The 23,904-nt window shown below is 53.2% G+C and carries 20 protein-coding genes; 12 read left to right on the top strand and 8 right to left on the bottom strand.

Going from position 1 to position 23,904, the window contains the following annotated elements; genetic code table 11:
* Window positions 1–133 precede the first annotated feature (133 nt).
* The 7 genes from IPG22_12165 to IPG22_12135 all read left to right on the top strand — a co-directional run bounded on the left by IPG22_12165 (window position 134) and on the right by IPG22_12135 (window position 11,104).
* A complete protein-coding gene (locus IPG22_12165; GenBank protein MBK6589040.1) occupies window positions 134–1,315 on the top strand; it encodes a hypothetical protein in 1,182 nt (393 codons plus the stop codon).
* Window positions 1,316–1,353: 38 nt separating this feature from the next.
* A complete protein-coding gene (locus IPG22_12160; GenBank protein ID MBK6589039.1) occupies window positions 1,354–3,249 on the top strand; it encodes a PQQ-binding-like beta-propeller repeat protein in 1,896 nt (631 codons plus the stop codon).
* 103 nt (window positions 3,250–3,352) lie between these two features.
* On the top strand, window positions 3,353–4,747 hold the full coding sequence (locus tag IPG22_12155) for a M28 family metallopeptidase (GenBank protein MBK6589038.1): 1,395 nt from the start codon (window positions 3,353–3,355) through the stop codon (window positions 4,745–4,747).
* 142 nt (window positions 4,748–4,889) lie between these two features.
* A complete protein-coding gene (locus IPG22_12150; GenBank protein ID MBK6589037.1) occupies window positions 4,890–5,243 on the top strand; it encodes a transcription initiation protein in 354 nt (117 codons plus the stop codon).
* Window positions 5,244–5,308: 65 nt separating this feature from the next.
* Window positions 5,309–6,550, top strand: a complete 1,242-nt coding sequence (locus tag IPG22_12145; GenBank protein ID MBK6589036.1) for a sigma-70 family RNA polymerase sigma factor — start codon at window positions 5,309–5,311, stop codon at window positions 6,548–6,550.
* A gap of 204 nt (window positions 6,551–6,754) precedes the next feature.
* Entirely contained in the window at window positions 6,755–9,181 is a 2,427-nt protein-coding gene (locus IPG22_12140) for a DNA/RNA non-specific endonuclease (protein ID MBK6589035.1), read from the top strand.
* Between the two features lie 15 nt (window positions 9,182–9,196).
* On the top strand, window positions 9,197–11,104 hold the full coding sequence (locus IPG22_12135; protein MBK6589034.1) for a hypothetical protein: 1,908 nt from the start codon (window positions 9,197–9,199) through the stop codon (window positions 11,102–11,104).
* 94 nt (window positions 11,105–11,198) lie between these two features.
* Here IPG22_12135 and IPG22_12130 read toward each other — a convergent pair whose 3' ends face one another.
* On the bottom strand, window positions 11,199–11,579 hold the full coding sequence (locus IPG22_12130; GenBank protein ID MBK6589033.1) for a holo-ACP synthase: 381 nt from the start codon (window positions 11,577–11,579) through the stop codon (window positions 11,199–11,201).
* Between IPG22_12130 and pgeF the strand changes: the two genes are divergently transcribed.
* Window positions 11,554–12,456, top strand: a complete 903-nt coding sequence (pgeF, locus tag IPG22_12125) for a peptidoglycan editing factor PgeF (GenBank protein MBK6589032.1) — start codon at window positions 11,554–11,556, stop codon at window positions 12,454–12,456. The two genes, IPG22_12130 and pgeF, sit on opposite strands and share 26 nt — an antisense overlap.
* On the opposite strand, the gene IPG22_12120 is transcribed toward pgeF, so the two are convergent.
* The 3 genes from IPG22_12120 to rlmN are packed head-to-tail and all read right to left on the bottom strand — an operon-like array spanning window position 12,453 to window position 14,547.
* Window positions 12,453–12,926, bottom strand: a complete 474-nt coding sequence (locus IPG22_12120; GenBank protein MBK6589031.1) for a hypothetical protein — start codon at window positions 12,924–12,926, stop codon at window positions 12,453–12,455. The two genes, pgeF and IPG22_12120, sit on opposite strands and share 4 nt — an antisense overlap.
* A gap of 30 nt (window positions 12,927–12,956) precedes the next feature.
* Window positions 12,957–13,472, bottom strand: coding sequence for a hypothetical protein (locus IPG22_12115; GenBank protein MBK6589030.1), 516 nt, complete (start codon window positions 13,470–13,472; stop codon window positions 12,957–12,959).
* A 13-nt stretch (window positions 13,473–13,485) separates the two neighbouring features.
* Window positions 13,486–14,547 carry a 23S rRNA (adenine(2503)-C(2))-methyltransferase RlmN gene (rlmN, locus tag IPG22_12110; GenBank protein MBK6589029.1) on the bottom strand — a complete coding sequence of 354 codons (1,062 nt, stop codon included), beginning with the start codon at window positions 14,545–14,547 and terminating at the stop codon, window positions 13,486–13,488.
* Between the two features lie 305 nt (window positions 14,548–14,852).
* Here rlmN and IPG22_12105 point away from each other — a divergent pair, with 305 nt between their 5' ends.
* The 3 genes from IPG22_12105 (at window position 14,853) to IPG22_12095 (ending at window position 16,911) form a co-directional block, all read left to right on the top strand.
* Window positions 14,853–15,692 carry a DNA/RNA non-specific endonuclease gene (locus tag IPG22_12105; GenBank protein ID MBK6589028.1) on the top strand — a complete coding sequence of 280 codons (840 nt, stop codon included), beginning with the start codon at window positions 14,853–14,855 and terminating at the stop codon, window positions 15,690–15,692.
* Between the two features lie 126 nt (window positions 15,693–15,818).
* Window positions 15,819–16,373 carry a nuclear transport factor 2 family protein gene (locus IPG22_12100; GenBank protein MBK6589027.1) on the top strand — a complete coding sequence of 185 codons (555 nt, stop codon included), beginning with the start codon at window positions 15,819–15,821 and terminating at the stop codon, window positions 16,371–16,373.
* A 76-nt stretch (window positions 16,374–16,449) separates the two neighbouring features.
* On the top strand, window positions 16,450–16,911 hold the full coding sequence (locus IPG22_12095; GenBank protein MBK6589026.1) for an SRPBCC family protein: 462 nt from the start codon (window positions 16,450–16,452) through the stop codon (window positions 16,909–16,911).
* Here IPG22_12095 and dapF read toward each other — a convergent pair.
* The 4 genes from dapF to IPG22_12075 are packed head-to-tail and all read right to left on the bottom strand — an operon-like array spanning window position 16,908 to window position 20,546.
* Entirely contained in the window at window positions 16,908–17,762 is an 855-nt protein-coding gene (gene dapF / locus IPG22_12090; GenBank protein MBK6589025.1) for a diaminopimelate epimerase, read from the bottom strand. The genes IPG22_12095 and dapF overlap by 4 nt on opposite strands.
* Window positions 17,759–18,112 (bottom strand): copper-binding protein, encoded by a 354-nt coding sequence (locus IPG22_12085; GenBank protein MBK6589024.1) that lies wholly within the window; start codon window positions 18,110–18,112, stop codon window positions 17,759–17,761. The genes dapF and IPG22_12085 overlap by 4 nt, the downstream gene beginning before the upstream one ends.
* A 5-nt stretch (window positions 18,113–18,117) precedes the next feature.
* Window positions 18,118–18,693, bottom strand: a complete 576-nt coding sequence (locus tag IPG22_12080; protein MBK6589023.1) for a hypothetical protein — start codon at window positions 18,691–18,693, stop codon at window positions 18,118–18,120.
* A gap of 35 nt (window positions 18,694–18,728) precedes the next feature.
* Window positions 18,729–20,546 (bottom strand): hypothetical protein, encoded by a 1,818-nt coding sequence (locus IPG22_12075; protein MBK6589022.1) that lies wholly within the window; start codon window positions 20,544–20,546, stop codon window positions 18,729–18,731.
* 646 nt (window positions 20,547–21,192) lie between these two features.
* On the opposite strand from IPG22_12075, the gene IPG22_12070 reads away from it, so the two are divergent.
* Window positions 21,193–23,703, top strand: a complete 2,511-nt coding sequence (locus tag IPG22_12070; GenBank protein ID MBK6589021.1) for an Rne/Rng family ribonuclease — start codon at window positions 21,193–21,195, stop codon at window positions 23,701–23,703.
* Window positions 23,704–23,904: the final 201 nt, after the last annotated feature.

Raw genomic sequence — 23,904 nt, 5'->3', positions numbered from 1 at the left:
TACGAAAACCGTAGCCACAGAGGACACAGAGATCACTGAGATAAATGGTGATGTTGAATGAAAGTCATGGTTCTTACAAACAATACTTCGATTTACTCTGTACTCTCTGTGAACTCTGTGGCTAATTTTTAAGATGGAACTGGAATTCGACAAAGAAATGGATGCGATCCTCCGCCGTGCGCGGGATGGTCGCGGTGTGCTCGTGGGCGATGAACCGCCTGAGAAAACGAAGCACGTCGACGCCGATTCCATCGCGGCGTTTGTCGAGAACGCTCTGCCGACCAAGACGCGAACGCTTTATATGGAGCATTTCGCCGATTGCGACCGCTGTCGCCGGATCCTTTCCCAATCAATGCTTTTTGCTTCCGAAGCGGACGTAAAAGCCGCTTCCGTCGTTTCGGCGCCCGTTGTCGCGGTGGCGATCCCTTGGTATCAAAAGCTTTTCCGCACGCCAAACCTGGCGATAGCGATGGGGGCTCTTGTACTCGTATTCGGCGGATTTTTCGCCTTCACGGTGATCCAAAATCGACAGTCTGAGCAAAACGCGAGCGTTGCACAGGTCAACGACAGCGAACGTCAGAAAAGCGGACCTTATGCGAGCGATGAATCAGCAAACAAAGCCGTTGCTGCTGCCAATACTGCCCCGGCTATGACCAACACTGCGGCAAATGCCGCCGCACTTCCGGCCCAAAATGCTGTTCCTGATCCGCTCGTAACGCCTGGCGAACTCCCAGCTGATAAGCGATCGATTACCCTAGCCAAACCAGGTTCAGTCTCAACCACCGGCGAATCGCCCGACAACGGCGTTGTGTCCCGCGACGAAGACAAACTGGCAGAGGAAGCACGGCCGATGACCAAAGCCGCTCCGCCACCGCCAGCCCCGACAATACTCGGCGGTGCAGTCGCGAGTGAACGCGAAAGCAAGAAAGAGGTCGACGATAGGCTAAAAAATAAGGATGACGCCAGCGTTCCAGAGCCAGTCATGCGAAAGCAAGCGGAAGTTCCACGCGGACGCGACCTGCCGCCGCAGCCGTCAAAGAGCGGCCCGGTTCGATCAGGCCCGATCAATACGCAGACGAATCAGATCCAGAATCAAACTTACGACATGCCCGTCACGCGGTCGGTTGGTGGGAAGACGTTCAACAACCGCAACGGCGCATGGTACGATTCCGCCTATAAAAATCAGGCGACCATGAACTTCCGCCGCGGCACCGACGAATACAAAAAACTCGACAGCGGCCTCCGAAACATCGCCGACACGATCGGCGGAACCGTTGTCTTGGTCTGGAAGGGCAAGGCTTACCGTGTCCAATAAATCTGTCGCTACTTAAAGAATCACGTTAAACTATCAGCATGAAAGCACTAGTTCTACTTTTATGCATCCTGTACCTTTACGCGGCTATTTCCCTTGCTCAGCCTGCTTGGCAATCTAATCTCGATTCGAAGATCCGCTTTTACCAGACAACCGATTTCGGCATTATCCTCGCCGGAACGGAGCGAAGCCTCTACTCTATTGACGGACAGACGGGCGAACGTATTTGGAGGCAATCGACCGGGAATATCAATGCGACATCTGTCACGCCGGTGCCGGATACTGATCTTATTCTGTTTTCACGCGACGAAGGCAAAAACTCACGGCTTGAGGCCGTCGATATGCTTACGGGCTCACGTATCTGGCAGAGTGACAAGGTCAAAGGCGATGTGATGCAGCTCGCGGTCGATCCGGAGAATGATCTGATCGCGGTAGTTCTCGTGAGAGACCCGCGCGGGAAGGCAGACGACAATTTTAAGAAAAAGCCAACCGTTCAAGTATTGCAGCTCTCAACCGGCGACGAACTGTGGAAACGCGAACTCGATACCAGCATCGAAATGATGCCGACGCGTTTTGGCGAGAATCTGGGCGATATCGACTACACGCTCGACAATTACCGCGCTCCTCTGCTCCTTGATGGTCGGCTCTTTCTGTTCTACGAAGGCTCAACCTCGTTCGACGCCCGCACGGGAAAGGAGAAGGAACGCGAGAAATTCAAGATCAACGAAGACGGCCTCGCCCTGACCGAGGCCGATCCGGTTTTTGACGACCAACACGTCTACGTCTCGGGCAAAGGTAAGATCCGTGCGGTCAACCGCCGCACTGGAAAACAGGACTGGGAAGCGGACGATCTCGGCATTTGTGCGGAGATGGCTCTAGTCGGAAATGTGCTTTATGTACGAACGGGCGGCCAGTTCACGCAGCTAAAGGACGGCGAACTAAAAGAAAAAGGCCCGTTCGGTGTGACCGCTATCAATACCACCAACGGTAAAACGCTCTGGCGTTACAAAGGTGCTGACAAAGGGCTGACAAATTTTGTTTTCGCCGACCTAAACACCATCCTGATCGCCGACAAAGACGACCTCATAACGCTCGACGCCCGTAGCGGAACACGCACGGCAAAACGCGACCACAAAACCGAGAAAGCACAATTTGTCCTCATAAACGAAGGCGGCCAAGCGGTCGTTGGGGGTAGAAACGAGATCGCAGCTTTTCGCGTCGGCTCAGACTCGAAAACGCCGGAATTATGGCGTGTTCGTCACACGGCTCCGGCACGCGGAACATTTCGGATCATCGCCGGGATCGTATCCCGAGCCGCGGCGTTATATTTCCGCTACGGCGGCATCGCGACTTCAGCGATCGGTTTTGCGAGAACAGGTTTAAGTATCGCGACGGCGGCAAATTCGTTTCGCTGGTCTGGTTTGCAGACGCGGTTCGGGTCGGTAAACTTGTCAACGCTCGCGGGAAACGCGGCTAGAAATTATGCGATGCGGCGGGTCTACGCCTACGGGTCTCTCGGTCGAATCCAAAATCTCAGCCGTTTCGGCAGCCTTAATGTAACGGTTCCAAACGCCACTGACATCCGCGGTCAGATCATCGGGCGAGCGGTAGACCGTGTGACGCCTTCGCGAGGAGCGGTTAGCGAGAGCATCTTCGACCGCATAGATCCGGCACGGCAGCTCGACCGGTTCTCCGATTACCTTCTCCGCCGCAAACGCCTCGCCGAGCTGCGTTCGAACCACATGTATTTCTACACCGACCTTCCGCGTCCCTACGAAAAAAGAGGCCTCATTGGGGTCAATGTTCATACGGGCCGGGATGCAAGGTTTGCACTCGTCTCAGTGCCTGACGCGCAATTCGTGACTGACGAAGCTGTCGGTTTGCTTTATTCGGCAAACGGAAATAATTTGCAGGCGTTTGATTTTGTAGATCGGTAAAAAGAACCTTAACCGCAGATAAACACAGATTCATGCAGATGTTTCTTTATCTATGTCGATCCGTGTTAATCTGTGGTCAATTCTATCTTAACGTCAAAATAACATGAAAACGAAAATACTTGTATTTCTAGCGCTATGTCTCTGTCTTTCAGCCGTTCCTGCTTTTGCTCAAAAGCAAAAGCCGGATCCTGAGATCCAGAAGATGCTCAAGGAAGTTTCGGCCAAGAATATCGAGGCCACGATCCGCAAACTCGTGTCGTTCGGCACGCGAAACACGCTCTCGGATCAAACCAGCAAGGAGCGCGGCATCGGAGCCGCTCGCGATTGGATCCTTTCCGAGTTTCGCAAGATCAGTGTCGAATGCGGCATGTGTCTCGACCCGCAAATGCAGACGTTTCTGCAACCAAAGGCCGCTCGAGTGCCCGAGCCGACTAATCTATCAAACGTTTTTGCTGTATTGACCGGAACGACCGATCCTAGTCGAATTTATGTCGTTTCCGGCCATTATGATTCGATGTGTACGTCACCGACCGATGCAAAATGCGATGCTCCGGGGGCTAATGACGACGCGTCAGGCACAGCAGTTTCGCTAGAACTTGCCCGCGTGATGTCGAAGCGAAAATTCGACGCGACGATCATTTTCATGGCAGTTCCCGGCGAAGAGCAAGGATTGCTTGGTGCAACACATTACGCCGACGAAGCCAAGAGACTCAAGATGAATATCGAAGCGATGTTCACCAACGACATCGTCGGCGGCGTCACCTCACAAAAGAATTCACAATTCCGCAAAAAGGTCCGAGTTTTCAGCGAAGGTGTGCCGACGAACGAGACCGAGCAGGAAGCCAACACGCGGCGCAGCGTCGGCGGCGAGAACGATTCGACCTCGCGCCAACTCGCACGCTACATCAAAGAGCAGGCAGATCGCAACCTGAAGGATTTTGGCGTTTGGATGATCTACCGCCGCGATCGCTACGGCCGCGGCGGCGATCATCAGCCGTTTTTGGCAAATGGCTTCCCAGCCGTTCGCTTTACCGAATCTGACGAGGACTACACGCACCAGCATCAAAACGTACGTACCGAAAACGGCGTTTTCTACGGCGACACGCCGGAATATGTCGATTTCGAATACACCGCAAATGTTGCTCGCGTTAATCTAATAGCTCTGGCAAGCCTCGCAAACGCACCGGCGAAACCAAAAAACGTCGGCATCATAACCGGCGGCCTCAACAACGATACCGTCCTGAAATGGGACGCCGGAAAGGACGTCGATCTCGCCGGTTACGAACTCGTCTGGAGAGACACGACTGCCGCCGAATGGACCAATTCGCTGCCCATCGGAAACGTCACGACCTATACAGCGAAAGGAATGTCGAAGGATAATTTCTTCTTCGGCATCCGAGCCGTCGACAAAGCGGGAAATAAAAGTCCGGTCGTTTACCCACGCCCGGCTCAGGCTCCGCGACCTGCAGCGACAACGGCTCCGACGCCTGCGAAATAGCCGCTAAATGAGTTATCGGAAGCCGCGAGAATATTTTCGCGGCTTTTTTATTTTTGATGTCCGTTATCGTGAGCTTCGTTCGTCTATTAGATCGATGGCCTACAAACAGCCTTTAAAGACCGAATTAAAAAGGGAGAAATTTATGCCGCAATACATGCTGATACTTCACGAAGAACCGATGGACTATTCACAAATGTCGCCCGAGGATATCGAGGCCGTGATCCGCGAATACATCGAGTGGTCACAAGCCGTCGAGGCAAAAGGGAAATACGTCGGCGGACAAAAACTGAAAGACGATGGCGGACGCCAGCTGAATGGCTTCGGGTCGGAGTTTCGAGTAACCGACGGGCCATACGCTGAGGCGAAAGAGATAATCGGTGGATTTTTCACCATTTCGGCGACCGATTATAACGAGGCTGTGGAGTTGGCAGCCGACTGCCCACATCTCAAATTCGGCGGACGTATCGAATTACATGAGATACAGCCGACCGACTGAAAACAAAGAACCAAGCGAGACTGACGCGGTAGCTTGCTTTGGTTGCCGCCCAAGTCTTAGATCTCATGCTTGATGAAAACTACAATACAAACGATACCGTCGGCCATCTTTTCCGAGATCATGCCGGAATGATGGTCGCGTCGCTCTGCCGCTCGTTCGGGTTCGACAAGATCGATACGGTCGAGGACGCGGTACAGGACGCCTTGATCGCGGCGATGAAAACGTGGCCGTATTCCGGAGTTCCTGAGAATCAATTCGGGTGGCTTTTGCGTACCGCAAAGAATCGCTGCATCGACATTCTCCGGCGAAATAATCGCTCGACGTCGATCGACGAGGATATCCAAAACATAGTTGATACAGATGCGCTCTATTTCGCCAACGAGATCAGCGAAGATCAGTTGCGGATGATCTTTGCTTGCTGCCATCCCGAAATATCACCCGACAGCCGAGTTGCTTTGACACTTAAGATCGTTGGCGGCTTCAGCGTCGCCGAGATCGCAAATGCGTTTCTATCGAATACCGAGTCGGTCACCAGACTTATCTCGAGAGCAAAAGCGAAACTACGCGATTTTGGCCTTCGTATGGAAATGCCCGGGCCGAACGAGCTTCCTGCCCGGCTCGACAGTGTTCTGAAAAGCCTGTACTTAATGTTCAACGAGGGGTACAGTGCATCAACCGGCGAAGCTCTGATCCGCAAAGATCTTGTTTTCGAAGCGATCCGACTCGCGTCTTTGCTTGCATCCCATCCTGTTACCACTTCGCCGACAGTCGATGCTCTGGCGGCGTTGTTCTATTTTCAGGCGGCCCGGATGCCCGCGCGGTCCGATCACAACGGCGAATTACTCATCCTTGCCGAGCAAGATCGCGAAATGTGGGACAAACGCCTGATCTCACGCGGCACTCATCATCTTCGGCTCTCCGCGAGCGGCGACACTATCTCGGACTATCACCTTGAAGCAGAGATCGCCGCCATCTACACGCTCGCTGCGGAATACAGGTCCACCGATTGGCAACGCATACTCTCTGCATACGACAAACTGCAAAACCGACAGTTCTCGGCGGTACGTGAATTGAATAAGATCATCGTCATCGGCGAGACCGACGGTCCGGAAGCGGCATATTCACTGCTCCTTGAGCTCGAAGCGAAACTGTCCCAATATAATCTGTTCTTCATCACAAAAGCCCACTACCAAGCTCTGCTCGATAGACCGGAACTCGCAGCAGCATCACTCAAAATGGCTGAAAGCTTGACCACCAACGAATCTGTTCGGCGTTTTATAGCAACAAAACTTCGAGTTCTCAAATAGAAGATCGTTCAACCCTGGGCGGTGCCGATAATCTTATGGTTTCGCCTTCCTATGCTCGGGTTGCGCAGCCGACCGGTCATCGCCACACATTTAAGGCACGAGCAGACAGCCTCGGTGATTCATTTAGGCATCATAATATGGTAAAAATAAAGCTTACGACGAATTTGTGACATTGCGTTCTGGGCCAATACAGCAAGGTTTTTAATGAAGAAGTTATATTTTATTTTCGCGTTGTCGGCCGTCTTTACTGCCTGGATCAGCCTTGGGTTTACAACCAACGCTCAGAATGATGATGAGAAGAAATCCGAGCGCGTTACTGCTTCGACCACGCTCGTTCTGAGTCAAGTCGCTGGGGGTGGCGGGAGTGGAAGCGGCACGTATCTTTTCGATTACGTCGAGATAAAAAATGTATCCGGAAGCACGCAATCGCTGAACGGGCTATCCCTTTATTACGGCTCAGCGACGGGAAATTTCGCCAGCTCTACTAGCAATGCGTTCGCCCTACCTAACGTATCGCTAAATCCGGGACAATATTACCTTGTGCAACTCGGAGCTGTTGGAACGGGTGGAGTTGCTCTTCCAGTCACGCCAGATGCGACGACAACAAACCTTGCCATGGGAGGTGCCAGCGGTAAAGTTGCTCTCGTTTCTACTCTTGCGCAGAATGTTTGCGGTTCTTCAACCACTCCTTGCAGCTCAGCTCAGCTAGCCCAAATTGTTGATTGGGTTGCTTATGGGGCGGCAGGAAATGGGACAGCTGGTAACGGCGAAGGCGGAACAGCCGTAAACAATGGGGCTGCTCTGACGGCAACCCAGGGCTCGGTCCGCAAAGCGCTTGGTTGCACCGATACCGACAACAACAACCTTGATTTTGATGTAGTAACGAATCCTGTCCCAAGAAATACAGCTACCGCAGTCAACATCTGTGCCGCCGGCCCGACACCGACGCCGTCACCAACGCCGGCTTTTTCGCCGACGCCGACTCCAACCCCCTCTGGTACGCCGACACCGACCCCAACGCCGGGAGCTGGCGGTTCGATCGTGATCAGCCAATTTCAAACCGGTGGAGCGACGGCTGAGGACGAATTCATCGAGCTTCATAACACCGGCACCGATCCGGTCGATCTAAATGGTTATCGCCTCGTCTACCGCTCCGCATCCGGCTCGACCGATGTGGGCCCTTTTGCGACATGGAGCACTCAGACGCTGATTCAGCCGGGCCAGTACTACCTTATCGCGGCGACCAGCTATGACGGCAGTGCGGCGGCTAACCTCACGTACAATCCCGCCACCTGCTCATGCTCTATGGGTGTCGCGGGAGGCGGTTTGGCCCTTCGCCCGTCAGTAAATGGAACGCCGGTCGATATGGTCGGATGGGGAACCGCGACAAATGCGTTTATAGAAGGTGCGGTTACGGCCGCGGCTCCGGTTAACGACAGCCGCTCGCGACAGAACAGCGGCTGCCAGGACACGAACAACAATGCGAACGATTTCGTCGCGACCAGCCCTTCTACGCCGCGAAATCAATCGTCAACCCCATTTCTGTGCAGCGGCAGCAACGGGGCAAATCTTTTCGCCTCAATGAACGCCAACCCCACTGCAGTTGCTCCCGGGGCCAGCATTTTGTTTACGGTAACGGTTACTCCCGCAACGGATCCGGCCAGCACCGGAATCGGCGTAGACGGCAACCTATCAACGATCGGCGGCCTTGCGACTCAGCCATTTTACGATAACGGCACCAACGGTGACGTTGCGGCTGGCGATAATATATTTTCGTACTCAGCAACCGTTCCCGGAGGAACAGCCGGCGGCAGTTACGTCATTACATCGGTAGCCCACGATGCACAAAACCGCACGGTAAACCTGAGCCAGACGATCATCGTCAATGCTCCGTTCGCCGGCGATAACCCGATAACATTTGGCAACCCGTCGAACGCAACGCCCGACACGGCAAATGAGAACAATTACCTGATGCACAAGCCACAGTATTCGCTCTCGTACAATCGATCCAAGGCAACGTCGAATTGGGTCGCATGGAGAATCGACAGTTCGTGGATAGGCAGTGCGAACCGACAGGATGATTTCCGCCCTGATCCGGCGCTTCCTAACGGCTGGTATCAGGTCGCCGACAATGATTATTCGGGTTCGGGCTTCGACCGCGGCCACATGTGCCCGTCGGGCGACAGGACGCGATCCGTTCCTGATAATTCCGCAACATTCCTGATGACCAACATGGTTCCGCAGCTCGGAGCCAACAATCAGGGTCCGTGGAACGATTTTGAGAATTACCTTCGCTCTCTGCTTTCGACCAATGAGGTCTACATTATATCCGGTCCGCAAGGCGTGAGTTCCATAACCCCGACGATATCGAACGGACGCATCACGGTCCCTAAATGGACATGGAAAGTCGTCCTCATTTTGCCGAACGGCACAGACGACCTGCGTCGCGTCAACCGCTCGACCCGTGCCTTCGGCATAATTGTGTCGAACGAATCGGTTACAGGCGGCAACGCGTGGCGGAATTATCGCGTCACAGTGGATCAGGTCGAAACCCTGACCGGTTACGACTTTTTCTCTAACGTTCCTAGAAACACGCAGGAATACATTGAGAGCAAGCGGGATACGCAGTAAATCAGGTTCAGCAGTATGAAGATCAGTTCTATAGTTTTACGCACGGCCGCGAGTGCCGTACTGGTGCTCGGCATCAGCGTTTCGCTGTTTGCTCAGAAGGAATACACGATAGCCCAGGTACAGGGTGACAAGGGCTCTTCGCCGGTCGTTAATGAAAATGTCCGCGTTACCGGCGTCGTCACCGCGATGCTTCGGAATGGGTTCTTTGTCCAAACGCCTGATGATAAGGCCGACAAAGATCCTAAATCCTCAGAAGGTATATACGTTTACGGTGCGGAAAGTGTCGCTCAGGTCGCCATCGGCAATTTGGTCCAGGTCGATGGTACCGTCACCGAGTTTCGTCCGCGAACCGAGAGGATCTTTCTAACCATCACAGAGATCACGAAACCGACCGTTAAAGTCCTTTCTAAAGACAATCCGCTTCCCGCTCCGATAGCTCTAACCCAAGCCGATCTGGATCCGAAAGGAAAGCTGGATCAGATGGAAAAATACGAAGGGATGCGGGTCAAGGGCGATTTTGTAGTCGTCGGCCCGACTGGTGGCTTCACGAATGATAAAACCCAGATCGCGACGTCGAATGGCGTGTTTTTCGCGACATTACATGGCACGCCGCGGCCGTTTCGCGAACCAGGACTGGGCATCCTGCAAATAATCGTCGATAAATTGCCATCCACGACACCGGCGTTCGACATGAATCCTGAGATCCTTCGCATCGACAGCCAGCAGCAAACTGGTGCAAAGGCCATCGACGTTCCGACCGGTGCGACAATCAAGGAAATGACCGGCGTTATCGACTATTCGCGTAAATTCTACACGCTCTACGTCGATGCCGCTACGCCGCCAAAGGTCGAGAATATCAAAGGTTTCGTACCGCTCAGTCCCGCCGGCGAACGCGAGGTAACGGTTGGCAGCTTTAACATCGAGAACTTTTTTGACGACGAAGTGAATTCCAGCAACGTCGAAAAAGAGGTGACCGTTCCTAAGGAGGTCTTTCAACGACGCCTCGCAAAAGTTTCGCTCGCGATCAGAAACGTCCTCTCGCAGCCGGACGTTCTTGGCATTGTCGAGGTTGAAAATTTGAAGGTCCTGCAGAAAGTAGCGGACAAGATAAACGCCGATGCCGTAGCGGCAGGCCAGCCGAGCCCGAAATACATGCCTTATCTAGAAGAAGGCAATGACGTACGCGGTATCGACGTTGGGTTTCTCGTAAAATCGACCAAGATAAAGGTCCTCGAGGTCAAGCAACTCGCCAAAGATGCCAAGATCGAGGGCGTTGCCGGAGCCGAGGGCCAAAATCTTTTCGACCGTCCGCCGCTCATGCTTCGGGCAGAGGTGATCGATGCGAGACCCGCCAAGCCCCTCGCATTCTCCGTCATCGTCAACCACCTCAAATCATACAACGGCATCGACGACGAAAAAGACGGCGATCGCGTCCGACAAAAACGCCGCCTCGAGGCCGAATGGCTTGCAAATTTTGTCGTCGAACGGCAAAAAGCCGACTCGACCGAACGCATTCTGCTCTGCGGCGATTTTAACGCGTTCCAGTTCAACGACGGCTACAACGACTTGATCGGCACCCTCAAAGGCAAATCGGACCCTAACGTCCTTGCTCCCTCAAAGACCTCATACCCGACCGGACTCGTCGCTCTGATCGACTATCTGAGCGACCCATTGAAGCGCTATTCGTATTCGTTCGACGGAGCAGCTCAGGCTCTCGATCACATCCTGATCAATAAAGCCGGGCGAGAACGGCTTCTTAAATTCGGCTACGCCCGCGTCGATGCGGATTTTCCACTCGTCTGGTCAAACGATGCAACGCGGCCGGAACGAATTTCAGACCACGATGCTCCAGTCGTTTTCCTGTCGCTTGACGAACCGGCACCAAAACCCGTAGCTTCGCCGTCACCGACACCGGGAAAGTAGATCAAGAAGAAGAGTAGCCACGAAATAACACGAAAGAAACACTAAAAAGAGCATTCTTGTTTCGTGTCTTTTCGTGTTATTTCGTGGTTACCTCCTAATATTTTTCTAGCAGAACCTGAGCGACCGCATGATCGGTCGTGTGGGATAGGGAGATGTGAACGCGGTCGGCACCGCGTTCTTTTAGTATGACAGCGGCTTCCCCGGTGATGACGAGATCGGGAACGCCGTCTTCGCCCGAGACGACCTCGATGTCGTGCCAGGAAATTTTGCCACGCCAGCCAGTTTTGAGAGCTTTGAGAAACGCTTCCTTGGCAGCAAATCTGGCGGCATATGACTGAGCGGCGGCAACGCCCTTGCTCTCACAATATTCGCGCTCTGCGGCGGTGTAAACACGTTCAGCAAACCGCGGCGTCCGCGCGATGCTTTCGCGGATGCGATATACTTCAATAATGTCGATACCGATGGAAAGGATCATGGAGCAGTTGTCAGAATCGCCTGCCTCAGCGAACAGTACGAAGTTAGAACAGGAACAACAGATTTTAACCGAAACTGGCTTCGCTTGGCGAGAAAAGGATGGCGTGAAGGTACTGGTTTGCTCCGCACTTGAGCACGCAGGTTTCACCAACGGCTTCTCAACTCGCCTCGGCGGCGTCTCCGCGTTTCCCGCGGGTGACCTGAATCTAGCAGGCTTTAACGAGGATGAAGCCGAAAACATCTACGAAAACCGCCGACGTTTTCTAAAAGCCTTCGACGGAGATTTTCGCCTCGCGATGGTCTGGCAAGTCCACGGTGATCAGATCAAAACCGTGAATTCACTCGACGAAATAGGCGATTCCGAAGAAAAAGCCGACGCCGTCATCTCAAACCTCACAAACGTCCTCGCCGGTGCCAAAACTGCCGATTGCGTTCCGGTCCTGATCGGCGATCCCGTGACCGGAGCCTTCGCCGCGATCCACGCCGGCTGGCGCGGAACAGTCCAATCGATCGTCGTCAAAGCCGTTAACAAACTCAAAGTTTTGTACGGCGCCGATCCTGCCAACATGATCGCAGCCATCGGCCCGGCGGCTGGATGCTCGCACTATGAGATCGGTACCGACGTCATCGATGCGTTCGCCGCAAACTTTGCAGGAAGCGAAAAGTACTTCAAAAGCACCCGCGAAGGTCATGCTCTTGTCGATCTGCATCAAGCCAACCGCGATCAACTCATCGCCAGTGGCGTGAGCGATAAAAACACTTACTCCGCGCCGTTCTGCACGATGGAGCGTCCCGATCTTTTCTTTTCATATCGCCTCGAAAAGCAACGCGATGGCAAAACCGGTCGCTTACTCTCGGTCATCGGCCGAAAAAACTAAAGTACGCGGGCCGTTAAAGTTACTTCCTTTGTTTTTGGCGGATAGCAAACTTCATCGTTACAAGCCTGATAACGAATGCTCGCGTTCACGCGGATCGATGACCCTTTAAATGTCGCGGGAACTGTTACCGTAAATGGAAATGAAACTCGGCCTTCGTAAACGTTGATAGTATCAGACGAAAAGCTGAATTTTCGGTTTTTTCCCCGAGGATAGCTGACACCTCCAACCTTAATTCCGGGCCCGCTAAGCCGAACGGTCGTAGGGATCGCGTATTCGCTTCCGGGACGATTGGAATTAGCATGGAGGCCGCCGGGAATGCTGAGAACGATCGTTCCCCGCGTCGCTTTGCCTTTTTCTATCGTGCCATTTCCTATCGAGCCGCTCACCGACTGAGCACTGACGTTCGCCACTACTCCTGTAGCGATCAAAAATAGAACTGAACTAATACTTCTTAAGACGATCTTTTTCATATCTCTCTTAGATGCTAAAAATAGCAGTTTTTATTTCACGTAATAGCTGGAAGCGATACCTGTTATTTTACGCGCGACGTCCTCGTTTGTTTCTTCGAGGGCAGTGATCTTTAGTTCGATCACATCACGCCCCGATTCGGTCAGCTTATAAAGCTCGACCATTCCTGCTCCTTTTTCAACGCGTTCAGCCTCGATCAGCAGGTATTTTCGCTGGTCGATGACTTCCGTCGTTTTCGACGTGATCTTTGCCGATCCACCTATTGTAGCGACCGCATCTTTTAGGGAAGAATTCCCGATCTTTCTCACCTCGACACGTCCCTGCCTTATATCTTCGGCCCCGTCGCCACCGAACTCTCGCGAATATCCTTCATAGTCCAGTTCCGGCTTGCCATTGAGCACGGTTAAAAATCCCTCAGGCTTTTCAAAATAAAAGAGCTCCGTGTCGATCGTCTCCGGCTCGAAGGCCTGCGCCGCCGATTTTTTGATACGCGTCGACGCATACACCATGAGTGCTACGAGAATAAGGCCCGGGATCAAAAGCTCCATAACTTATACCTATCTAAACCGTCCGGATCTGTACCAAATTCGGCTCGCTCTTTGCCGCAAGCTGACCACAGGCGGCATAAATGTCGCGTCCGCGCGGTTGGCGGACATACGCCGAAACGCCGCGAGACTCAAGCACGGCTTTAAACCGATCGACGCGTTCCGGTGTTGAGGTTTGGTAATCGAGCTGCTCGGCTCCGTTGTGCGGAATGAGATTAATTTTCACACGCGTGAGTTGATATTTTTCGAGCAGTTTCACGAGTTCGATCGCGTCGGCATCCGAATCGTTCACGCCGCCGAGCATTACGTATTCGAAGGTGAACCGCTCGCCGCGTCGCAGACTTCCCTCAAATTCCTTCGCCGCCGTCATCAGTTCGTCGAGATTCCACTTTTTGTTGATCGGCATCAGTGTATCGCGAAGCCCGTCCTTCGCCGACGAAAGCGAGATGGCCAGATGGGGACGGTTTTCGAGCCCCGCGAATTCATAGATCTTCGGCACAATGCCGGCGGTCGATATCGTTATGCGATTCGGCACTATGAAAAGCCCATCTTCGTCGGACATTAGATCGAGCGCGGCGATCAGATTTTCAAAATTCAGGAACGGCTCGCCCGCTCCCATTCCGACCAGATTCGTGCCATGCGGCGTCTCGCCATTGACCCCATAAACATCATTTAGCACAGTAATTATCTGCTCGACGATTTCGCCAACCGTCAGGTTTCGCAACAACCCAAGCTTTGCGGTCAGACAAAAATCACATTTCAGCGGACAGCCGGACTGCGACGAAAAACAGATCGTATCGCGATTCTCACTCGGTAAAAAAACTGCTTCGACTGGATAGCCGTCCGTTGTTTTCATTAAATAACGCCGCGTGCCATCGATCGAAACATACTTATTTTCAACTACCAGACGCGAGATATCCGCTGTCTCTTCCAGCTTCGCCCGCAGCTTTTTCGGCAGATCTGTAATCTCATCAAACGACTGCAAACGCCGCTCGTGAACGGCCTTAAAGACCTGCATTGAACGATATTTCGGCTCGCCAAGCGATAGGAAATATTCCTCAAGCTCTGTGCGGTTCATGCCGGTGATGTGAAGTTTCCCAGTCACTTTTTCTATTCTAACGCATTCTCAGCTGACTGGCTCTTCGGCGCTGGGAAAGAAGAGATCCGGTTTGTCCAGATCTCGTAGCATCCCTTGAATTTAATTGTCAATCGTAAACCGGGAAATTGTTAATTGGTAGGAATATTCCACGACCCAATTAACGATCAACCAATTTACAGTTAACGATTCAAAACAGGTCGGGCCAGACACAAATTCAGCACCGCAATATCAAGATACGACCAGAAATCCGCTCCGATTTGCTAAACTCGTCCCATCACTTTCTAATGAACCCATTCCGACACATACTGCTCCGGTTCGCACTGATGTCGATGATGCTCGCATCGAGCTCGTGTCAGCGAATATCTGATGGTACGAGCGGCGAACCTGTCAAACAACCCGATCCGCAAACTCCGCAAGTTGCTCTTTTACCGTTCGGCAATCCGTCAAATGCCGCAACCGACCCTGACAATTACCTGCTCATCCACCGAAGCCATACGCTCTCATACAACAACAGCCACGGCACGTTGAATTGGATCGTGTGGCGTACAAGGTCCAGCGACCTCGGCGAAAAACGGGAACGCAGCCGCTTTGAAGAAGACCCGTCGCTGCCAAACGGTTTTCGCCGCGTCCAGTATTACGATTATTCCGGCAGCGGCTACGATCGCGGCCACATGGTTCCGGCGGCCGATCGTTTTGCGGACGAGAGTTTGATGGAAGAGACCTTTTTGATGACCAATATCGTCCCGCAAACCGGCGATCTCAACCAATTCCCCTGGAATAAACTCGAATCCTACGCCCGCGGCATCGCCCGCAGCGGCAATGACCTTTACACCATCGCCGGAGTTTACGGCGAGAATGGCCGCCTGCGTGGCAAGGTTACGGTACCGACCAACTGCTGGAAAGTCATCGTCGTTTTCCCTCGCGGCCAAACGACAATAACAAGAACAACCCGCATCATCGCCGTCGATATGCCAAACATCGAAGGAATAGAGAACGAGAATTGGCAGCGTTTCCAAACGACCGTCCGCGATATCGAACAAAAAACCGAACTCGATCTTTTCTCGGCACTTCCAAGAGATGTTCAGGATGTTATAGAGACAAAACGTGTTTTAGCATCGCCATAGTGGAGTTCCGATGTCGCTCCGTGAGTTCCGTGGTCGGTATCTTGGAAGGTCTCCACTACTGTAGGCACGGAATTGGACGGATCGGATCACAGGACAAAACCAGCAAATGGACGTAGAATAATGATCATGAAAAATCTTACGATCATAATCTCAATGCTCTTTCTGCTCTCGTTCGCAGCCATCGCACAGCCGCCGACTACTTCGCCCACACCAAAAGCCGCCGATCCAAAAGACGTCGGTTCGCTGGACAGTATTATGAAGGCCGTCTATGACGTCATCTCCGGCGACGCAGGGAAACCGCGTGACTGGGATCGTTTTCGCTCGCTCTTTCACAAAGACGCGAGGCTGATCCCAACTGGCAAAAACGCCACGACAAAGGCAGTAACCGCGACATCCTTCACGCCCGAGGAATACATTAAACGCGCGGAGCCCAGCTTTGCCAAAGACGGTTTTCACGAACGCGAACTCGCACGCCACGTAGATATGTACGGCAATATTGCTCAGGTTTTCTCGACCTATCACGCCTTCCGGAAATTTGATGATAAGGATCCGTTCCTTCGCGGCATCAACAGTTTTCAACTCCTAAATGACGGAGCACGGTGGTGGGTCGTAACCATCTACTGGCAGGCGGAAACGCCGGATCAGCCGATTCCAAAAGAATTTCTAAAGAACCGAAACTGAAAAGCGAGTGACCACGAAAAGAACACTAAACGGAACACAAAAAAGGCTCCGTCCTATTTCGTGGTTACTTATTTTTATGGCCGAACATGTACTTACCCGAAAACAAACGCTCTACCTGCCCATCAAGGAGGTCTTTGATTTCTTCGCCGACGCCGGCAATCTCGAACGCATCACGCCGCCCGAGCTGAATTTTCAGATTATCACGCCGCAGCCGATAGATATTTACCAGAGCACGCTGATCGATTACAAACTAAAAATACGCGGCATCTCAGTGAAATGGCGAACCGAGATCTCCGTCTGGGAACCGCCATTCCGCTTCATTGATCAACAACTCCGCGGCCCGTACCGCCAGTGGATCCACACCCACACCTTCACCGAACTCAGCCCCACGCAAACCCTAATGGAAGACGAGGTCCGCTACCGCCTACCGTTCGAACCGCTCGGCGACCTCGCTCATTTTTTTGTTAAGAGTGAGCTCGCCTATATCTTCGATTATAGGCAGAAGGTCGTGACTGAAATTCTTACAAGCAAAAACTAAGCGGGCCAAATACCCGAAAACGCCAGATCGGCGCGTCCGTTAATGACAATCTCGTCGTCGTCACGCCAAACGACCCGGGTTGTGCCGCCTTCGGCTTTTACGTTTACGACACGTTCGGTTTTTAGCAGAAATGCCGAGAGAACTGCTGCCCCGCTCGAACAGGTACCTGACGACGAAGTTTCGCCGGCGGCTCGTTCCCAGATGCGTATCTCGATATTCTCGAGGTCGATCACCTTAACGAAAACGATGTTCGACCTTTGCGGAAAGACCTGATGCACTTCCATGGCCCGCCCGACGGTACGCCAATCAAAGGCGAAAGTCTCGACAAAAATACAGGCCACCGGATTACCAACATTCACCGCCGAAAACGAATGGATCTGGCCGTCAACATAGATCTTTTCATTGACGATCGCTTCGCGCCACGTACCGCTCCCGACCGGGATAAGGTCGCTCGCAAATATCGGTTTCCCGATCTCAGCCTCGAACCAGAATTCGCCGTCGCCTTTGCGTTCGATCAACTGGTACGTCTTAATTCCACTACGAGTTTCCAGCCGCAGTTTCGGTTCGCTCCAGATTTTTTGGTAATGGAGATATGCAACTGCACAGCGGGTTCCGTTTCCCGAGAAACCGGCTATACTCCCATCTGGATTAACGATCTCGCAAAAGTAATCAGCCGTCACGCCGTCCAGCTTTTCCAGAACCGCGATTCCGTCACCGCCCACGCCCGTATGGCGGTTGCAGATAGCCTTTACGAGTTCACTTAGATCAGCCGTCTGAGGAATCTTCGTGCGTTCGATCACGATATAATCGTTGCCAAACCCGTGAAACTTGCAAAAATCTATACTAGTCATTTTGTCTTTCCTATCTTGGTGATCGTCTCGGTCCCAGCCTTATATAGGATCGTAAACTCCACCTTGTCGCCGAGAGCAAGTCCTTTCAACAGGTCTTTGTCCGAGACGTAAAACTCCATCCTCATAGCCGACATCAATCCCGGAACCGCTTGATGATCCATCTCGACCGAACCTATGCCGAGATCGATCTTCGTGATCGTTCCCGTGCCCGCATAATCGCCGTCTTTAGGCGGCGGTGGATTCCCCGTCGTCTGATGCGTATTTGCTGCTGGGTTGGCTGTCCTAATATCCACCGTTCCGCAGCTAAGGCAAAAGGATATGGCTACAATGATCGGAAGAGAGTATCTCATAAGCATTAGAGCTTGATCGACCTGATAAACAGATCTTTGATGCTGGCATTCGACGCCGTCACATCTCGAACGGTTTTCAGATCATTCGCCGTAAGCCGATCACGAAGCTTGCCATCCTCGATCACGCGAACAGCCTTCGAACCCGAAAAATAAACCCGCCGCTCCGCCGGCACCTGATCGTCGTTTTCCGCCTTTTGAAAATAGAACATCAAAACGCCCGCGTCGGAGTAAAAAAATTCCTCGCTGTAATTTCGGTTCGATTCCCGCCGCTCGGTTTTGACGAAAACGAGCCTGTCGGGATACAGATGTTTCTCACTGTCGCCGCCGGCGTAAAAGAATTTGTAGGTCAATTGATGAATGCCAACGGCCCGCCATTGATGGTTACGGCTGTTGATCGTGAGCGTGTTCATTACGAGGTCGCCATATTGTCCGAGCTCTCCGTCGGTCTCACAGCCGCGGGCTTTCTCGGCGATGACTTGGTAACGGCTGCGAATAGATTCAACCGTTTTATCGACAGACTGAGCTGAAATGCCGGCGGAGAGCAAAAGCAGAAAAGCGATGATAGTCAGCTTAGTTTTCATACTGTTAGTGAACGCTCCACGCGGAGAAACTTGTTCTATTTAGACCACTCATCCGCAGTGTGAATATCGACCTTGATCGGCACCTTGCCAACGAATTCCTGCCCGGCGGTTAACATCGCGGAAGCGAGTTTCTTAACCGTTTCATCAGCCTCGGCTTTGTCGCATTCGACGATGATCTCGTCGTGGACGATGTTCACAAGCTTGCCCGAGGTGCCCCGCAGATCATCATGCAGCAGCCGTAACGCCCGCTTCAGGATGTCCGCGGACGTCCCTTGGATCGGCATGTTTTTAGCGTAACGCTGAGCCGCTCCGACCGACGAACGGTCGTTCGCGTCGAAGCTGATCCTTGCCAAACGCCCCGACTTCGTCCGTGCCGAACGCTCGGTCAGCACGCTCTTCGACTGGTTTCGCAGCCACTCGTCCATCTTCGGGTACGTCGCAAAATACTTCCGCAGCGTGCTCTCGCCCTCCGAAAGCGACAAGCCCGCCATCTGCGCAAACCGCGACGCCCCGAGCCCATAAACCACGCCAAAATTCAACCGCTTTGCAAACGAACGCTGATCCGGCGTCACATCTTTCGCATCGATCCCAAACACCTGAGCCGCTGTCGCCGAGTGAAAATCCTGGCCCGATTCGAACGCCTCTATAAAATTCCTGTCCTCTGAAAAATCCGCGAGGATCCGCAACTCGATCTGCGAATAATCCGCGATCACCAGCATTTTCCCGTCCGGAGCGCGAAAGCACCGCCGATATTCCGGCTCGTGCGGTATCTGCTGCAAGTTTGGTTTCGAGCAAGCAAATCGCCCTGTCGGAGCACCGATCTGCCTGAAATCCGCGTGAATTCTGCCCGTCGCCGGCTCGATGAATTCCAAAATATTCTCACCAAAACTCGATATCGATTTCGCGACGCCGCGATATTCCAAAAGCTTCGCGACCACCGGATACTCCTCTGCCAGAGGCTGCAGCTCCCACGCCCGCGTCGAATTCGGCATCGGAATTCCCAGCCCGACGAGAGCGTCAGTGACCTGAGCCTGCGAATCCAGATTGATCGTCGGAGCCCCGAACAACGAAGCCTGAGCGACACCAGCCGACAGCATAAACTGCAGTTCCTCAGCCGCCTTGACCTGAACCTTCGTCACCTTTTCGAGCTGCTCACGCGAACGCCCTTTGTCGATGTAAAACCCGTTCAGCTCCATCTCGGCGATCGGCATTACACACGCATTCTCAAGCGCCAAAACTTGTTCCAGCTCATCCGCGACGATGCGCTCGTGCACCTTTTCCCGCAGCTCCGTCATGATCGCCGCGTCCTTCGCCGCGTACTCGATCTGCGACTGCGACAGCGTTTCCGCTCCCCAATCGCTCACCTGCTCGGATTTGTCGAGCGTCCGCCCCAGGAAAAACTGCACCAGATCCGCCAGCCCGTGCCGCCGCTCACCCTCACCCGCCGAGATCAAAACGCTCGCCAAATAAGTGTCATAAACCGCCCCGACCTCACACCCAAGATGATGCCGCACCCACTTAGTATCAAACTTCGCATTATGCGCGATCTTCACCGATTTGGTGGAAGAAAGCAGTTCGCGCAAAGGAGCCAACTCCGGATTCGCCCTCAGCACACTGGTGCTGCTGCCGCTGCGACTGCCACTGCTCGAGCCCCACTCACCACCCGCAAACTCCTTCAGATCAATGACCTTAGTATTAGCCCCATCGCTCAACTGCACCAGCCGCACATCCCCGCGATACGGATCCAGTTCAGTCGTCTCCACATCAAACCCCAAAAACGCCTTCCCCGCCAGCTCCCCACAAGCGCGCGCCAAAGCCGCCCCATCGCGAATCAACTCAAAATAGATCTCCATATTCGATTGTCTTTATTGTAACGCGGTTTCGGATCGTGCGCCGAATCGGAAGCGGCCTTCCAGCCGAACATGTAGTGCGAGATCATCAACTTGGGCTTTTTATATTTACTTAACGATTTGATTCGTTTATACTACCTCCGGTTTGCACCGTTAGCGTTTAACACTTGCGGGGAAAGAGCAAACGTCAGAAGATTTTTTCAACGGACTTAGGTCTAACGAGATAAAGAAATTATTGGGTCTGAAGCACAATTTCCCACGGGAAATATTGGTGCTCCCCGAGGGCGAAAAAGCTAGAGCTTTTCGCTAAAAACGAGATTCCAGCGTGATCAAAATTCAATACTTGTCCTTTTGGAAAACTCCAAAATCAAGCTATAAAACCAAACTCGCACCCCTCGTTCACCCTCGAGCTACGGCCTAGAATTCTACCTAAGTTCCACAATTCTGACGCACTCTTCGTCCTCGCAAAACGGGCAATAGAAAACCCAATTTTTGAGGAAATATTTGCATGTCAAAAGAAATGATAGTCTCGGTCAACGGCCGGGAAAAAAAGATCGCCATTCTGGATAATGGTAAGGTCACCGAATTTTATATAGAACGCGGCGAGGAGAATTCCGGCGTCGTAGGTAATGTTTACAAGGGCCGCGTAATGCGCGTACTGCCGGGGATGCAGTCGGCCTTTGTGGACATAGGACTCGAGCGCGATGCGTTTTTGTATGTCTCTGATTTCTTTGACGAAGAGGAAGAGATCGAACGCGTGGTAATGGAAAAAGGCCGCAAGGGTTCCCCGGAAGACGCGAAACGAGAGGCCAACGAACAGATCGAACGCTCCAGAATTGAGCGTGAAAAACAGATGGACTCGACCCAAGAGCTCGCCGAGCCAATGGCCGAAACTGAAGCAATAGTTGAAGATACTCCAGTCGAAGAGCCCCGCGAAGAAGAGACCCGTCCATTCGTCGAGGACCGCCCCGAAAAAAGCAAACGCTCGCGTGGCGGCCGCGGTCGAGGACGTAAGGAAGAGCCAGTTTCGGAGCCCGCTCAGGAAGCTCAGCCCGAGCCGGTCTTTGAGATCGAGTTCGATAATTCGGGCTTCGAACGCATTAGCGACGATAGCGATACGGGCGAGATGTTCAAGGATGCCTACGTCCAGGAAGCCATCGTCAACCGCGTCCGAGCGGTGGAGTTCGACATGGAAACGACTGCAGAAGCTGCAGTTGGCTCGCTTTTAGGTGAAGTCGGAGGTAATGCGGGTGGCTTCGAACGCATCGCCGATGAGGACGAGGACACTCCCCCCACGGCCCCGACCAAAGGCCGTCGCAAGACAAAAACTGCAACTGAAGACCCGTCGGAAAGTCCGGCTCCAAAGAAAAAAACACCGGCCAAACGGGCACCTGCGAAAGGAAAATTCTCCAAGACATCAAAGGCTAAAAAGTCTAAGGACGACGGCCTCGAAGATGCCGAAGCCAGCGTAAAAGAATCCAGCGATACTGCCGAAATGGCGGTTCGAAGGGGTGGCCGAGGCCGTCGTCGCGGTGGTAAATCCAAGGCTGAGGACGGGTCAGAGGAGAGCCTCGACAGCACCGAGTCCGGTGATGATGAGGTCAATGGCAACGTCGCGGTACTGGAAGAATCAGAGCCGATCATTAGTGTCCCAAAGGAAGAATCCGCTCTCGGAGAACCACAACCAGAATCCGGCGAAGACCAATCTTCATCGTCCGACGATCGCCCACGTGGACGAAATGACCGCGATCGGAACAGGCGCGGTGGTAGAGGAAGAAATGACCGTCCTACCGGTGATCGACCGGCTAATGACCGCCCAAGCGGCGATCGTCCAACAAGCGATAGGCCGAGCAACGACCGTCCAAGCAATGATCGCCAGGGCAACGACGGCAAACGATTTGACCGTAATGACCGCAGTGACCGAGGCGGACGCCCGCCTCAGCCGACGATCTCAGATCTGCTTCGCGAAGGCCAGGAGATCCTTGTGCAGATCGCAAAAGAGCCGATCGCTAAAAAGGGTGCACGCATCACTTCGCACATAGCACTGCCGGGCCGATATCTCGTTTATATGCCGACAATTGAGCATTTGGGTGTGTCGCGAAAGATCGAATCCGCCGCGGAACGCAGCCGTCTTCGCACGTTGATCCAGCGTATTCGCCAGGACGCTGAGATCCCTTCGGGCGGCTTTATTGTTCGCACGGCGGGTATTGGAGTGGCAGAAGAAGATCTCAGGAACGACGCCAAATACCTAGCCCGCATGTGGGCTGAGTCGAAAAAAGGCTCCGAAAAGAAACGCTCGCCGGCACTGATCCATCAGGATCTCGACCTCGTTCAGCGGATCCTTCGCGACCAGCTTGCTGACGATTTCACGGCGATCCGCGTGGATAGCGAAGAGGAATATCTCCGCACCGTCGAGTTCATAAATCTGATCCAGCCGCGGATGGTCAACCGGATCAAACTCTACACCCGTGATGAACCGATCCTCGATTATTACGGGGTTCAGGAAGAGATCGACAAGGCCCTTAAACCCCGTGTTTGGTTGAAATCCGGCGGCTATCTCGTCATCAATCAGACCGAAGCTCTCGTTGCGATCGACGTCAATACCGGCAAATTCGTCGGCAAGGGCAATGCCCGGCTCGAAGACACGATCACCCGCACCAACATGGAAGCGGTCGATGAAATTGCCCGTCAGATCAGGCTTCGAGACCTTGGTGGGATCATCGTTTTGGACCTGATCGATATGGAAGACCGCCGCAATCGGCACAAGGTTTCACAGGCTTTGCAGGAAGCTCTGTCGACCGACCGCAGCCCGACCAAAGTGTTGTCTTTCAACGACTTCGGGCTGATCATCATGACCCGCAAGCGCGTCAAACAGTCGCTCGAACGCACGATGTGCACGCCTTGCGATTACTGCGAAGGTGCCGGTTGGGTCAAATCGCCGATCACCGTCTGCTACGAGATCCTGGCCGAAGCCCGTCGCCTGACCAAGAGCGTCGAGGACGTCCGTCATACGACTCTCCGGGTCCATCCGGACGTGGCCAAGGCCTTCCGCAGCACCGAACGTGAGGTCCTCGACGAGATCGAAGCCTACCTTGGCCACATCGACATCGCCTCGGACAAATCGATCCATCAGGCCCAGTTCGATTTCGCGTTCATCTAGACCGTCGAAGTCAATTTTAAAGAGCGGACGCATCCATTTTGCGTCCGCTTTTTTGCGCGAATTTTTCGTTCAACGCTAAATTTTCCCAAAATTCCCCAAAACGAAGCGATGCTCCCATTTTTACTGACTTTGGTAGAGCACTTTGGCCACTTTGGTACAGGAAAACCGTGAGATTGGTAGAGTTATTTCCGGGATTGGTCA

It is taken from the genome of Acidobacteriota bacterium (assembly GCA_016703965.1).
In the GTDB taxonomy this organism is placed as follows: domain Bacteria; phylum Acidobacteriota; class Blastocatellia; order Pyrinomonadales; family Pyrinomonadaceae; genus OLB17.
Note: the sequence above shows the minus strand (reverse complement) of the source record. Positions and strands in the feature narration are given on the sequence as shown.